Below are 13277 nucleotides of genomic sequence, written 5' to 3'. Positions count from 1 at the left end.
CTTCGGTCGCTTGTTTGCCATTCGTGGTCCTCCGTTTCCTAAACATAACGGTGGACCAGTTCAGTTGGGGAGGCTCAATCCGACGATATTCGAGGGCTCTTTCTCGAGCCTGGTTCAAAGTGACAACATCTGCGCCACCCAAACCAAAATCCGTTCTCAGCGGTGCGCCCTTGCGGTTTTTCTGCCCTTTGACCGTTACGCGCACGATCCAGCGTCGTGCGCCCGAGGGATCGACAACTAGGTACAGACCAGAACCGTCGCCATGCCGACCCGAGCCCAGATTCTCTACCAGCTTCTTTGTCAGCTTCCCGCTGAGCGCAGCCATGAAAATACCACAAAATATACCACTCAATGAGAGTATACTGACGCAATCGGGTAAAATCCAATGAAACCCGCCAGTGCTGCTACACCTATAAATCTCAAAGGTTTAAACAACCTAGTGTGGTTCATCATAATTCGAGGAAATCACCAAGTGGCGGACCGAGGAGGATTCGAACCCCCGACCCCTTGATTCGTAGTCAAGTACTCTATCCAGCTGAGCTATCGGTCCGCGTTGGTGAGGCGGTATTTAGACCCGGTGTTCGGGACACGCAAGTCGATTCTTCAAAAAGTTTTCAAAAAGTCCCATCGCCCCGCGGAAGCCTGATTTCAAAGGTTGTCCCCTCGGGCCCGGTATGCGCCAGTATCAGGTCTCCGCCATGCCCACGCACCAGCTCCTGCGAGATGGCAAGCCCCAGCCCAGAGCCTCCCTTACGCACCCCACCCTGAAATGGAGTGAACAGGTTCTCACGTGCTTTGGGCGGTAATCCGGGGCCGTCATCCCTGATCTCGACGCACCAGTCGTCTTTATACTCGCAGCCGGCGATCGTGATGCTTCCCGGCTTCCCGGATGCCACTAAGGCCTGACGCGCATTGCGCACAAGGTTCATCATGACACGGAATATCTGCTCTGGGTCTGCCCGGGCCACAAGGTCTTTGGGTACGTCGTTCACGATCTCGACGCAGGCATCTGCAACAGCCAGCTGTTCGCTGGCGACGACATCTGCGGCGACATCGTGCATGCGCACCATGGTCAGTGTCGGCGCGGGTTCTTCTGCGCGTCCGAAGGCCAGCGTGCTTTCGCACAACGACACTGCCCGTGTGATCGAGTTCACCAGCTTGGGCGCCATACGCCGCACCAAGGGATCATCGCTGGTCTCAATCCGGTCGGTGAACAACTGTGCCGAAGTCAGTATGTTCCGCAAATCGTGGCTGACCTTGGCCACCGCGCCGCCCAGCTGCGCCAGCCGTTCACGTTGCTTCAAGGCCTGCGTCAGCTCGGTCTGCAATTGCTGTAATGCTTCCTCGGCCTCGCGAAGTTCGGTCACTTTGGAGTTCGGCGAGATGATTCCTCGTGCGTCTTCGGGCGCCCCTGCATAGCGCTGCATATAACCAACAACACTTTTGATCGGTTTCACCAAAACGACGCGCACAGCCAAAAACAAAAAGAACGCGGTGATAATGGAGATGACAAAAGACAGCCCCAGAATTCGCAGACCATAGTCGGTCATCGCCATTCGCAGCGGCATGCTTTCTATGGTGACTTCAATCAGCAGACCTGCCCCTTTGACGGGTTCGCCAATAACGCGGATAACTTCGTTCTCAGTAGTGAACAGTCGCGCCAGCGCGTCGCGGATCAACACCCAAGGCCCTGCGTCGCGCAGATCGTAGGTCTTGGTGATCTGTTCTGGAATCGGCGAAGACAGCATAAGCTGGCGCACCTCGTCGCGGCGTAGCACGACGTTATAGACACCAGCGTTGGCCAGCAGTTCGGCCTCAAGGTCTTCGGCCAGCATATCGTCAGCCAGCAGCGCCAATGACGCGATCTGCGCGCGCTCAAGCCGGTTCAGCAGAAAGTCTTCGCGAAAGCGCGCGATTGAAGGAACAAAGATCAAAATCTCGGCCAACATCACGAAGACCGTCGTCAGGATCAGAAATCGGCCCGACAGCGAATTCAATCTGCTCTCCCTTCTTGGCTAGGGCATCCAGCGTTGGACGAACCTGACCACTTGTTTAACCATCTGATTCTCAAACAGCCTTGGCGAGAAATAGGCACCCGCCACCCGTTTGTTAAGCTCTCCGATCGTCGGATAGGGCGAAACCATCGCAGCAATCTGACCCATCTTCAGGTTATTGGCCAACGCAAGCGACCACAAGTTGATCAGCTCTCCGGCCTGATGCCCTACGATTGTGGCCCCCACAGGCCGACCCTTTACGACCATGACCTTAATGAACCCTTTGGTTTTCCGCTCAGAGATTGCCCGGTCGTTATGGTGATAGTCAAAGCGCGCGATTTCGACCTTGTCACCATGTTGTTCACGGGCCTGAGCCTCGGTCAGGCCCACCTGCGCCAATTCCGGGTCGGTGTAGGTCGCCCAAGGGATATGTGCGGCTTTTGCCTTCGAGGGCAGGCCAAACAACGCAGAACGGATGATGATCCCTGCGTGATATCCAGCGACATGAGTGAATTGCAGACCACCAGCGACGTCGCCAATGGCGTAAACTCTGCGATTCGTCGTGCGCAGCGCGTCATCGACCTTGATCCCGTTGCGGGTTGGTTCAATCCCGGCAGCCTTTAAGTTCAAACGGTCTGTGTTGGCCTTACGCCCGGCGGCCAACAACAAATGAGACCCCGAATAGATCTCACCCGTCTCGGTCACAATTTCTATGGCCCCTTTGTTGTCGCGAATCTGGGCGACCATAGCCTCTTCATGGACAACCACCCCTTCGGCGCGCAAGCTGTCCAAAACGACCGCGGCGGCCTCGGGGTCATCCTTGCCTAGCGCCTTCAGGCCTTCGACAACCGTGACCTTACAGCCCAGCCGGACATGCGCTTGCGCCATCTCCATCCCGATCGGTCCGCCACCAATAATCAAAAGATGTTCAGGCTTGTCGCGCAGGTCAAAGATCGTCTCATTGGTATAGAATGGCACCTGATTCAATCCCGGAATCGGCGGTACCAACGGTGACGAGCCCGTCGCGATCACCACGCGCCGTGCGGTGATCATGTTGTCGCCCGCCTGCACCTGTGTCGGAGAGACGAAGCTGCCGAATTCCCGGATCACATTCACGCCAAAACCTTCAAACCGTTCCTGGCTGTCCATCGGCTCGATCTGAGCGATCACATCGTGAACGTGGTCCTTGGCGGCGGCGTAGTCGACGTGCGGTACCACGTCAGCCACGCCCAGCGCGGCAGAATGTGCCTGGCCGTAAGCTGCCTTGCCGCTGGCAATCAGGGCCTTGGAAGGGACACAGCCGAAGTTGAGGCAATCGCCACCCATCTTGTGACCTTCCAGCAAGATCACATCGGCCCCCATCTGGCTGGCGCCCGCAGCGACTGACAGCCCCCCGGACCCGGCGCCAATCACCAGGATATCGGTTTTCAATTCTCGCATGATTTTAGCCGTCCTTTCGGCCACGCAAGGATTTGATGACAATTGGCAACGTGGCCAGCACACACAAACCGATGATCGGGCCAATCACAAATGGTTCCCATAACAGCGATACATCAGGTGTTTCGCCCCGATCGAACACACCACCCAGCCCGACACCGATCCACGTGTAGACGATACCGCCCGGGATAATGCCCAGCGCGGTGGTGATCAGGAAATTGCGGAACCTCACGCCAACCAGTGCAGGCACCAAGTTGGCCACAAAAAACGGCACAACGGGAACAAGACGCAATAGAAACAGCACCGAGATCTCATTCTCGCGTAACCCGTCTTTCAGTTTCTTGATCGTCCCTTCCGAGGACTCAAGCCGTTTGGTCAAGGATTCGCCCAACCCCCAGCGCGCCGCCAGAAAGATTGCAGAGGCTCCGATGGTTGCCGCAAACACGTTGAACACGGTTCCGGCGAACAGGCCGAAAAGAAACCCGCCGGTCATTGACGCCACTGCGGCACCCGGCAGCGAAAACGCGACGATGACAATGTAAATACCAACGAAAGCTGCCGCCATTGCCCAATAGTTGGCGTCGCGCCAGGTCAATAGCGCCTCACGATTGTCTCGCAGGGTTTCAAAGGTCAGATAATCACCCAGCGTGAAAAATCCCACCGCCGCAACGGTGAGAATCACCAGCAATGGAATATGCCGCGCCAATCCGTTGCGCGGCGCCTGAGTCGTTTCGCTCATGAGGCTGTCCGGTTTACTACGTTTCATTCTGACCCCAACATGCGCTGCTTGCGGCCCTCGCAACAGGGGGCTCACGCTGCCTTGATGTTTTTGGTAGGGAATGTGAGGGTTTGGGGCGATAAACCTGCCATTTTGAAACCTTTTGCCCGCCCCGATTACAGAATTGTTGCAAAAGGCGCGAAAACCCCCACCTAGGGGTTTGACTTACCACCCACTACCCAGTAGAGGACGGGCTTCGAACACTACGGGCAGGCGAATCCGCGCTGCACCCGACCGCATTTAATGGAGACGGAGCGATGAAACGCACCTATCAGCCTTCGAACCTGGTTCGCAAACGCCGCCACGGTTTCCGCGCGCGCATGGCCACTAAGGCCGGCCGCAAAATCCTGAACTCGCGCCGCGCACGCGGTCGCAAGTCGCTGAGCGCGTAAACCGCTCACCGATCAGGTTATGAACATGACGCCGCCGGAGGCCCCTGAGGATGGTAAGAACCAGCCCGGGGAAACGCCCCCGGCGGCGTCCGTTTGCGCGCCTGAATCTTTGACCGTTCTCAGGAAACGATCTGATTTCCTTAAGGCAGCGCGTGCCCGCAGGCAGGGCACATCCTCGATGATGGTGCAGGCTCGCAAACGTACCCCGGATGAAGCAGCAGGAATTCGGGTTGGCTTTACCTGTTCCAAAAAGGTTGGCAATGCCGTAGCACGCAACCGCGCCAAACGCAGGTTGCGCGAGGCCGCCCGGGCTGTTCTGCCCGTCAATGGCCATGACGGGTGGGATTACGTCCTGATTGGTAGGGCCGAAACCACAGCCGCGCGTCCCTATGAGGCACTTTTGGACGATCTGCGCTATGCGCTTCGCAAAGTGCACAGCGGGCGGAAATGACCCTCTTCTCTCATATCGTGGCACTGCCTGTCAGGGCTTATCGGCTGATCTTCAGTCCCTGGGTTGGCTTCAATTGCCGATACCAGCCCACCTGCTCGGCCTATGCGCTGGAAGCACTGGAAAAGCACGGAGCCATCAAGGGAAGCTGGCTGGCTGCGCGGCGGATTGGCCGATGCCACCCCTGGGGCGGCGATGGGTACGACCCCGTACCCAACCGCAAGGAAGACGACAGCTGATCTTTATGACCCTCCGTCAGCCTTGACCCATTCGGACATGCGCTGAACACTTGAACCCGTACTGCCCGAGGTTCAGATGACATCCGACGCCCGCCATTCCCTGCCGACACATGACGTATTGAATCAGCCGCCTGTGCGCGCGGATTCTAATCTCTGGTCTTCAGATCCCGTTCTGCGAAACGCCGTGCATTTCACGGGCGGTCGCGAAGCGCCTGTGGCGGCTTACGGGGAAACTTTGGGACGGGTGGAAACCCGCGAGTTGGGGCGTGAGGCCAATCGGCACCTCCCCGAACTTCGATTGTTCGATCAGGGCGGTAGGCGTTTGGACGAGGTGCGGTTTCATCCCGCTTATCATGAGATGATGCAGATCAGCCAATCCGCCGGCTATGCGGCTTTGGCCTGGGACGGTCAGTCCGGCGGCCACACAACCCACGCCGCGATGATGTATCTGGCCAGCCAGATTGAGCCCGGCCATTGCTGCCCATTGACCATGACCTACGCAGCAATCCCGGCTCTTGCTGCAAATGAACAGATCGCCTCCGTGTGGCGGCCTAAGCTCATGGCGCGCAACTATGATCCGGCGACGAAACCGGTCGAACAAAAATCCAGCGCCACTTTGGGCATGGCGATGACCGAAAAACAGGGCGGTTCGGACGTGCGCGCCAATACCACCATCGCGACTCGAGACGGCGAGCACTGGCGTCTGCGCGGGCACAAGTGGTTCTGCTCGGCCCCCATGTCGGACGGATTTCTGACCCTTGCGCAAGCGCCGGGCGGGCTGACCTGTTTTCTCGTACCACGCTGGCTGGACGGTGAACGCAACGCCATTCACCTGATGCGGCTCAAGGACAAGCTGGGCAACAGATCCAATGCCTCGTCCGAGATCGAATATCACGATGCACTGGCTTACCAATTAGGCGACGAAGGCGCGGGTGTTCGGACAATTATCGAGATGGTCCATCACACCCGGCTGGATACGGCCTTGGCCCCGGCGGGCCTGATGCGCGCAGCCCTCAGCGAAGCGCATCATTGGGTCACCCACCGCAGCGCTTTTCAGCGCCGGTTGGTCGACCAACCACTGATGCGCGCTGTTCTGGCGGATCTCGTGTTGGACTGGGAGGGCGCGTTGACGCTGGGGATGCGCGTCGCGCAGGCCTTCGACGGCCAGTCACCCGAAAACAAGGCCTTTGCCCGTATCGGTGTCGCCCTGGCCAAGTTCCTGAATAACAAACGATGCCCGGCCGTAGTCGTTGAGGCAATGGAGGTGCTGGGTGGCATGGGCTATGTCGAAGACACGCCCCTGCCTCTGCTGTATCGCGAAGCACCGCTGAACGGTATTTGGGAGGGGTCGGGTAATGTGATCTGTCTCGACATTCTGCGCAGCCTGTCTCGCGACCAGCTGGCCGCTGGGGTCCTGCAGGCCGAACTGGATATAGCAACGGGTGTCGACCACGGCTATGACGCCGCGCTCAAGGCGCATCGTGATCGGTGGCCCGGGCTGCCGCCTGAGAGTGAAGCCCGTTGGTTTGCCGAACGTACTGCATTGCTGCTGACAGCAGCTCAGCTATTGCGTTGCGCACCCGCGGCCGTTGCAGACGGGTTCATCGCCACAAGGCTTTTGGGCAACAGCGGTCGCATTCACGGATCGGTATCCGGGCTGGACACGGACGCCCTGCTTGCCCGACTGGGCTGACCCGGCCACTTGCCCGGTTGGCTTAACTGCTGTAGGGGCAGCGCATGTTTGACGAAGCTGACGATATCCACCCGCTCTTTGCAGGCGCACCCTCGACCACCGAGTTCAAAAAGCTGCGCAAACGCATCGTGCGCCAGACCCGTGAGGCCATTGAGCAGTACGGGATGGTGAACGCTTCGGCGCATGACAAAGACGGCAAACCACCCCGCTGGCTGGTCTGTCTTTCGGGCGGCAAAGACAGCTATACCCTGTTGGCGGTTCTCTATGAGCTGAAATGGCGCGGTCTGCTGCCGGTTGATCTGTTGGCCTGCAACCTGGACCAAGGCCAGCCCGGGTTTCCGTCCACTGTCCTGCCTGAGTTCCTGGAACGAATGGGCGTTCCGCATCGGATTGAATATCAGGACACCTATTCCATCGTCATGGACAAGGTTCCGCAGGGCCGCACCTTTTGCGCCCTGTGTTCGCGCCTGCGCCGAGGCAACCTGTATCGCATTGCCCGGGAAGAGGGATGCTCGGCCGTCGTACTGGGCCACCACCGCGACGATATCCTCGAGACGTTCTTCATGAACCTGTTTCACGGCGGGCGCTTGGCCACCATGCCGCCCAAGCTGGTGAACGAAGAAGGCGATTTGTTCGTCTTCCGCCCCCTCGCCCATGTGGCTGAGGCCGATTGCGAGAAATTCGCGACCTCGATGAACTATCCGATTATCCCCTGCGACCTCTGCGGCAGTCAGGATGGGTTGCAACGTCAGCAGGTCAAACAGATTTTGGATCAGTGGGAAAAGAACAGCCCCGGACGCCGTCAAGTGATGTTCCGGGCCCTGACAAATGCGCGTCCGTCGCATCTTTTGGACCCAAAATTGTTTGATTTTCAAAATCTTGCACTCAAATCGAATGAAAAAGACGAAAATTCGGGCGAAATTCCGCAGCTCCGTTAACGAGTGACTCAGATTGGTTTCCTAGGGTCGACCTGAGCGTTTCAAACGCAAGGTAGAGGCCCGAAGATCCGATGTGGAAACATATCTCAGTAAGCAGAATTTTTGACTCTCTTGCCATGGTGCTAAGCGGCCCGCCCGCCTTGGCCTTCGCGCCTGCGATCAGTCTGGCCGCGTATTGGATTGGTGGTGAGCGGGCATTGGTTGTCGTGGCACTTACCCTGCCGCTTGTGTTCGCCGCGGTATCGACCGCGCACAAGGCCAGCAATCGGGAAAAAGACGGTAACGGCCTCCTTCCTCTCGACAGGTTTGCGGCCCAGATGGAAACGCTGTTTGCGGAAAATCAGCGCACTGGCCACGAAGCCTCCTGTATGATTGTTGAATTGGACGGGTTTTCTGAATGTCTTGATCTGCACGGAAATGCGGCCGGGAACGTAATGGCTGACCAATTCCGCAGCCGGGTACTTTCGGTCATACGCTCACATGACATTGCCACTGGGCTGGACCAGGGCAAGATCGCAATCGGCCTGCACGCCGCGCAGAATCTGGATCTGGAGGCCTGCATTCAGATGTCGGGGCGCATTCAGGCCGCCGTCGATGAGCCAATCTTGCTAAATGGCACCAGCGTTTACATGTCATGTTCAATCGGGTTTTGTCTGCAATCCACTTTGCCCGACATCACCTTTGCCGAGTGGATCGATGCCGCCAACGCGGCCTTGGCCGAAGCACAAAGGAACGGTCCTGCAACCATCCGCGCCTTTTCATCTGAAACGCAGCGGCGGGCACGCGTGCGTGCCAACCTGCGCAACGAGTTTATTGCGGCCTTGGATAGTGGTGAAATCCGCCCATGGTTTCAGCCGCAGATTTCCACCGACACCGGCCACGTTACCGGGTTCGAGGCGCTTGCCCGTTGGGAACACCCACAGAAAGGCGTGCTGGGACCGCCGGTTTTCCTGCCTTTTGCAGAACAAGCCGATCTGATGGAACGCTTGGGTCAGGTGATGCGCCATCACGCTTTCGCCGCCATGCGCCAGTGGAACCTTGCCGGTGTCGTTGTGCCCCGGATTGGCGTGAATTTCTCGTCAGAAGAGCTGCGCGACCCGGCGTTGATCGACCGTCTGAAATGGGAGCTGGATCAAAATGACCTGACGCCCGACAGATTGACCGTCGAGATTCTTGAAACAGTGTTTTCCAGGCGGCCCGATGACGTGATCACCCGCAACGTAATAAGCATGTCCAAGCTCGGCTGCTGCATTGACCTCGATGATTTCGGCACTGGCCACGCCTCCATTGCGTCGATCAAGCGCTTTGACGTTTCACGCATTAAAATCGATCGGTCCTTCGTGGCAAAGGCGGATCGGGACGCAAGCCAGCAACAGTTGGTCAGCGCGATTTTGACCATGGCGGAACGGCTGAATGTCGAAACTCTGGCCGAGGGGATCGAGACACAAGGCGAGCATGCCCTGATGGCGCAACTGGGCTGCGACCACGTGCAGGGGTTTGGAATTGGCAAGCCCATGCCCTTTGAAAAGACGTTGGACTGGATGGCCGCACATCAAAACAAACTCAACGGAATGCCAAAAATCGGGCGTCAGGCACGTCCTTAGGCGCGAATTAACGCCACAGAACCCCAATCGGTGATGAATTACAGGGCGATTCCGCTTGACCTTTGGGCCCGCACTCTGTTGAACCCAGCGGGTGTCTTTCACTGCTTAAGGTGGCTGTCCCCGATGGACGATCAGAACAAGAACCTCATCCTCGCAACCGCGCTCAGCTTTCTCGTGATCCTGGTTTGGTTCGTGCTGTTTCCACCGCCCGAGCCGACGACCGCACCGGAATCTGCCGAGATCAGCGCGACTGATGGTACAGAGGTTCAGACCCCAAGCGCTGCTGGCACCAATACAGTTGGTGAAGCAACCGCAGACGCCACCGAGATCGAGCCCGACGCCCAAGCACCTCGGGTCGAGATTGAAACACCGCGCCTGAAAGGCAGCCTGTCCCTGTCCGGCGGTCGTATCGATGAGCTGTTCCTGAAAGATTACAAAGTTTCGATCGAAGAAGGCGCACCCATTGTCGAGCTGCTGTCGCCCGTTGGTTCGGAATCGGCTTACTATGCCTTGTACGGATGGGCACCGGGCGCAGGCGTCGCCGGCGCTGACGTCCCCGGCCCTAATACGATGTGGACCGTCGAAGACGGCGAAACCCTGGGGGTCGATACTCCGGTCACTCTGAAATGGGACAACAGCAAGGGCCTGACCTTCCGCCGCACTATTGAGGTTGACCAGGACTACATGTTCACCGTCACCCAGTCGGTTGAGAATAATACCCAGGCCGAGATCGGCATGGCCCCATATGGCATCCTGGCCCGTCACGGCATTGGCGAAGACGGCGACCTGCCCGATCTGAAAAACTTCTTCATCCTGCATGAAGGCGTTATGGTTATGGCTGACGGCGTTCTGGACGAGATCGACTATGGCGATGTGCGCGACTTTGACATTGACCCGAATGAGCGTGCGCAAGCCGAAGTCTTTCAGGTCAAGGAAGGTGGCTGGGTCGGCTTTACCGATCACTACTGGATGACCACTCTGATCCCTGCAGAGGGGTCGGCATTCAAGGCTGCGGCAAAATATGACGCCCGCCGCAAGATTTATCAGACCGAAACGGTTCTGCCGACGCTGACTGTCGCGCCCGGCGCAACTGAAGAAGTCACCACCCAACTGTTCGCGGGTGCCAAAGAATGGGAAACCATCCGCGAGTATCAGGCTGACGGTGTACAGAAGTTCGTCGACAGCATCGACTGGGGCTGGTTCTACTTCCTGACCAAGCCGATTTTCTGGCTGCTGCACAACATCAACGCCCTGATCGGCAACATGGGTTGGTCGATCATTGGCCTGACGCTGATCATCAAGGCGATCCTGTTCCCGCTGGCGTACAAATCCTATGTCTCGATGGCGAAGATGAAAGAGCTTCAGCCGCAGATGGAGGCCATGAAAGAAGCCGCTGGCGACGATCGCCAAAAGATGCAGCAAGGCATGATGGAGCTGTACAAGAGGGAAAAGGTAAACCCCGCCGCGGGCTGTTTGCCGATCCTCATGCAGATCCCGATATTCTTCTCGCTGTATAAGGTGATCTTCGTCACCATCGAACTGCGTCAGGCTCCCTGGTTTGGCCCGTTCCAGGACCTCAGCGCACCTGATCCGACTTCGATCATGAACCTGTTTGGTTTGCTGCCCTTTGCCGGCCCGCAGCCAGACACCTTCATGGCACTGATCTTCATCGGTATCCTGCCTTTGCTGTTGGGGATCTCGATGTGGTTGCAGCAAAAGCTGAACCCGGCACCAACTGACCCGACTCAGGCGATGATCTTTGCCTGGATGCCTTGGGTTTTCATGTTCATGTTGGGCAGCTTTGCAAGCGGACTGGTTGTTTACTGGATCGCGAACAACACGATCACGTTTACGCAGCAATACCTGATCATGCGTAGTCAGGGCTATAAGCCTGACGTGTTCGGCAATATCAAATCCGGCTTCAAGCGGACGCCCAAAACGGACGACAAATGAATGCTAAAGTAACCCATATCTGGCGGCATCCGATCAAAAGTCATGGTCGCGAGGCCCTCCAGACCGTATCAGTGACCCCCGGGCAGACTATGCCCGGGGATCGCGTTTGGGCAGTCGCGCATGAGGCGTCGAAGGCGGATGGTTCTCAATGGGTGCCTTGCGCCAATTTCAGTCGCGGCGCGAAAGCACCGCAACTGATGGCTATCTCGGCCCGGCTGAACGGCGACACGATAACTCTGACACATCCGGATCGTCCGGATCTGACTTTTAATCCAGATGGGGAACAGCAGGTCTTTTTGGACTGGGTCCAGCCGTTGATGCCTGCGGATCGGGCGGCGTCAGCCCGGATCATCCGAGTGCCGGGTCGCGGCATGACTGACAGCGATTACCCTTCGATCAGCCTGTGCAACATGGCATCGCACCGCGCGGTCGGGCAAAAGCTTGGCAGCGATCTGTCGATCCAGCGCTGGCGTGGCAATATCTGGTTCGATGGCCTGCCCTTGTGGGAAGAATTCGACTGGCTGGATCGCGAAGTACAGATCGGTGAGGCCGTGTTTCATGTCAAAGAACGAATCCGACGCTGTTTGGCGACAACGGCAAATCCGAAAACCGGCGTGCGCGATGCGGATACGCTGGGCACATTGAACAGCTGGGGTCATCAGGATTTCGGCGTTTATGCCGAGGTTGTCCGGGGCGGCGCAATTTCAGTTGGCGATAAGGTTCACGCGTTATGAGCACCCTTCCCTTCCCACTGGTCGAAGACCCGGACAAGTTCGCGCTGGAACGTGGTCGAAAATTGTTCGCGGGACAATCCGAGTTTGTCAAAGGCGTGGTCGCAATGAACGGCCTGCCGACCCCTGACCGGCTTGAGGTCTGCTTTGCCGGACGTTCAAACGTAGGCAAGTCCAGCCTGATCAATGCACTGACCGGCACCAAAGGTCTGGCACGCGCGTCCAACACTCCGGGCCGCACGCAAGAGATCAACTTTTTCACGCAAGGTCCCGAGCTTTATCTGGTTGACCTGCCCGGGTACGGCTACGCCAACGCCCCGGTGAAGGTTGTTGAAAAATGGCAGCGGCTGCTGAAACAGTATCTAAGCGGCCGCCAGACCCTGCGACGGGCCTTTGTCCTGATTGACTCGCGCCATGGGGTGAAGCCGGTCGATGCCGAGATCATGAGGCTGCTGGATTCCAGCGCTGTTACATTTCAGTGCGTGATGACCAAGGCGGACAAGGTCAAGGCCAATGACCGGCAGAAGGTGTTGGATCAGGTTCGCGGCGCATTGTCCAAGCACCCGGCGGCATATCCGGAGATCGTGCTGACGTCGTCCGAAAAGGGTGACGGTATTCCGACCCTTCGTTCGATCATCGCACATCTGGAATGATCCAGATCGGCCGCATTTTCCCAATCCTTACATTGCTGGCAGTTGTGCTGACCGGCATGATCCCGCAGGGCTGGATGCCCGCGATGGGCAGTGATGGGAAAGTGCTGCTGGTGATCTGTACTGGCGATGGAACGGTCGAACAATGGGTTGACCTGAACCCCGGCGATCCTGTGCACGATGACACGGATTCGCGCGCGATGTGCCCATTCGCGGGCCTAACGGCGGATACACACCTGCCGTCAGTCGGCGAGATTGTCCCCTTTACGGCGAAAATCCAGCCACGCTGGATCCATCGTGATTTCACCCATCGCAGTGCCGGGTTTTACGCTCGCTATGATGCGCGGGGGCCACCCTTCTCTTCCTGATTCACCTCAACACTTTTGAACCCGTGCACACTCTGCGCGGGGCAGTAATCGA

The 13277-nt window shown here is 57.9% G+C and carries 14 protein-coding genes and 1 tRNA gene; 10 read left to right on the top strand and 5 right to left on the bottom strand.

Annotated features, from left to right (window positions below; genetic code table 11):
* From AC2FIB_RS20925 to AC2FIB_RS20905, 5 genes are all read right to left on the bottom strand, one after another.
* A partial coding sequence (locus tag AC2FIB_RS20925) for an Arm DNA-binding domain-containing protein (RefSeq protein ID WP_496739767.1) occupies positions 1-325 on the bottom strand: 325 nt, incomplete at its 3' end.
* Positions 326-473: 148 nt separating this feature from the next.
* A tRNA-Arg gene (locus tag AC2FIB_RS20920) sits at positions 474-550 on the bottom strand.
* Positions 551-614: 64 nt separating this feature from the next.
* Complete coding sequence (locus tag AC2FIB_RS20915) at positions 615-1997, bottom strand: ATP-binding protein (protein ID WP_282120566.1); 1383 nt, start codon at positions 1995-1997, stop codon at positions 615-617.
* 18 nt (positions 1998-2015) lie between these two features.
* Positions 2016-3434, bottom strand: coding sequence for a dihydrolipoyl dehydrogenase family protein (locus tag AC2FIB_RS20910; protein ID WP_496737529.1), 1419 nt, complete (start codon positions 3432-3434; stop codon positions 2016-2018).
* A 4-nt stretch (positions 3435-3438) separates the two neighbouring features.
* Positions 3439-4170 carry a TVP38/TMEM64 family protein gene (locus AC2FIB_RS20905; protein WP_496737527.1) on the bottom strand — a complete coding sequence of 244 codons (732 nt, stop codon included), beginning with the start codon at positions 4168-4170 and terminating at the stop codon, positions 3439-3441.
* 296 nt (positions 4171-4466) lie between these two features.
* On the opposite strand from AC2FIB_RS20905, the gene rpmH reads away from it, so the two are divergent.
* The 10 genes from rpmH to AC2FIB_RS20855 all read left to right on the top strand — a co-directional run bounded on the left by rpmH (position 4467) and on the right by AC2FIB_RS20855 (position 13225).
* Positions 4467-4601, top strand: a complete 135-nt coding sequence (gene rpmH, locus AC2FIB_RS20900; protein ID WP_005632162.1) for a 50S ribosomal protein L34 — start codon at positions 4467-4469, stop codon at positions 4599-4601.
* A gap of 25 nt (positions 4602-4626) precedes the next feature.
* A complete protein-coding gene (gene rnpA / locus AC2FIB_RS20895; RefSeq protein WP_496737525.1) occupies positions 4627-5052 on the top strand; it encodes a ribonuclease P protein component in 426 nt (141 codons plus the stop codon).
* Positions 5049-5288, top strand: coding sequence for a membrane protein insertion efficiency factor YidD (gene yidD / locus AC2FIB_RS20890; protein ID WP_496737523.1), 240 nt, complete (start codon positions 5049-5051; stop codon positions 5286-5288). The genes rnpA and yidD overlap by 4 nt, the downstream gene beginning before the upstream one ends.
* Before the next feature lie 76 nt (positions 5289-5364).
* Positions 5365-6981 carry an acyl-CoA dehydrogenase family protein gene (locus tag AC2FIB_RS20885; RefSeq protein WP_496842681.1) on the top strand — a complete coding sequence of 539 codons (1617 nt, stop codon included), beginning with the start codon at positions 5365-5367 and terminating at the stop codon, positions 6979-6981.
* Between the two features lie 44 nt (positions 6982-7025).
* Positions 7026-7919 carry a tRNA 2-thiocytidine(32) synthetase TtcA gene (ttcA, locus tag AC2FIB_RS20880; protein ID WP_496737519.1) on the top strand — a complete coding sequence of 298 codons (894 nt, stop codon included), beginning with the start codon at positions 7026-7028 and terminating at the stop codon, positions 7917-7919.
* Between the two features lie 71 nt (positions 7920-7990).
* Positions 7991-9523 carry an EAL domain-containing protein gene (locus AC2FIB_RS20875; protein ID WP_496737517.1) on the top strand — a complete coding sequence of 511 codons (1533 nt, stop codon included), beginning with the start codon at positions 7991-7993 and terminating at the stop codon, positions 9521-9523.
* Positions 9524-9646: 123 nt separating this feature from the next.
* On the top strand, positions 9647-11476 hold the full coding sequence (gene yidC, locus AC2FIB_RS20870) for a membrane protein insertase YidC (RefSeq protein ID WP_496842680.1): 1830 nt from the start codon (positions 9647-9649) through the stop codon (positions 11474-11476).
* A complete protein-coding gene (locus AC2FIB_RS20865; protein ID WP_496842679.1) occupies positions 11473-12210 on the top strand; it encodes an MOSC domain-containing protein in 738 nt (245 codons plus the stop codon). The genes yidC and AC2FIB_RS20865 overlap by 4 nt, the downstream gene beginning before the upstream one ends.
* Positions 12207-12860, top strand: coding sequence for a ribosome biogenesis GTP-binding protein YihA/YsxC (yihA, locus tag AC2FIB_RS20860; protein WP_496842678.1), 654 nt, complete (start codon positions 12207-12209; stop codon positions 12858-12860). Before AC2FIB_RS20865 ends, yihA begins: the two co-directional genes overlap by 4 nt.
* Positions 12857-13225: a DUF2946 family protein gene (locus tag AC2FIB_RS20855; protein WP_496737513.1), complete on the top strand. Its 369-nt coding sequence runs from the start codon at positions 12857-12859 to the stop codon at positions 13223-13225. The genes yihA and AC2FIB_RS20855 overlap by 4 nt, the downstream gene beginning before the upstream one ends.
* The last annotated feature ends 52 nt before the right edge of the window (positions 13226-13277 follow it).

This window comes from Ruegeria sp. YTSA072, assembly GCF_059610285.1.
This window is presented reverse-complemented; position numbering and strand designations above follow the sequence as displayed.

Coding starts and splice junctions, on each gene's coding strand:
- AC2FIB_RS20910 (WP_496737529.1), bottom strand. CDS start 3,434: ATGCGAGAATTGAAAACCGATATCCTGGTGATTGGCGCCGGGTCCGGG.
- AC2FIB_RS20905 (WP_496737527.1), bottom strand. CDS start 4,170: ATGAGCGAAACGACTCAGGCGCCGCGCAACGGATTGGCGCGGCATATT.
- rpmH (WP_005632162.1), top strand. CDS start 4,467: ATGAAACGCACCTATCAGCCTTCGAACCTGGTTCGCAAACGCCGCCAC.
- rnpA (WP_496737525.1), top strand. CDS start 4,627: ATGACGCCGCCGGAGGCCCCTGAGGATGGTAAGAACCAGCCCGGGGAA.
- yidD (WP_496737523.1), top strand. CDS start 5,049: ATGACCCTCTTCTCTCATATCGTGGCACTGCCTGTCAGGGCTTATCGG.
- AC2FIB_RS20885 (WP_496842681.1), top strand. CDS start 5,365: ATGACATCCGACGCCCGCCATTCCCTGCCGACACATGACGTATTGAAT.
- ttcA (WP_496737519.1), top strand. CDS start 7,026: ATGTTTGACGAAGCTGACGATATCCACCCGCTCTTTGCAGGCGCACCC.
- AC2FIB_RS20875 (WP_496737517.1), top strand. CDS start 7,991: ATGTGGAAACATATCTCAGTAAGCAGAATTTTTGACTCTCTTGCCATG.
- yidC (WP_496842680.1), top strand. CDS start 9,647: ATGGACGATCAGAACAAGAACCTCATCCTCGCAACCGCGCTCAGCTTT.
- AC2FIB_RS20865 (WP_496842679.1), top strand. CDS start 11,473: ATGAATGCTAAAGTAACCCATATCTGGCGGCATCCGATCAAAAGTCAT.
- yihA (WP_496842678.1), top strand. CDS start 12,207: ATGAGCACCCTTCCCTTCCCACTGGTCGAAGACCCGGACAAGTTCGCG.
- AC2FIB_RS20855 (WP_496737513.1), top strand. CDS start 12,857: ATGATCCAGATCGGCCGCATTTTCCCAATCCTTACATTGCTGGCAGTT.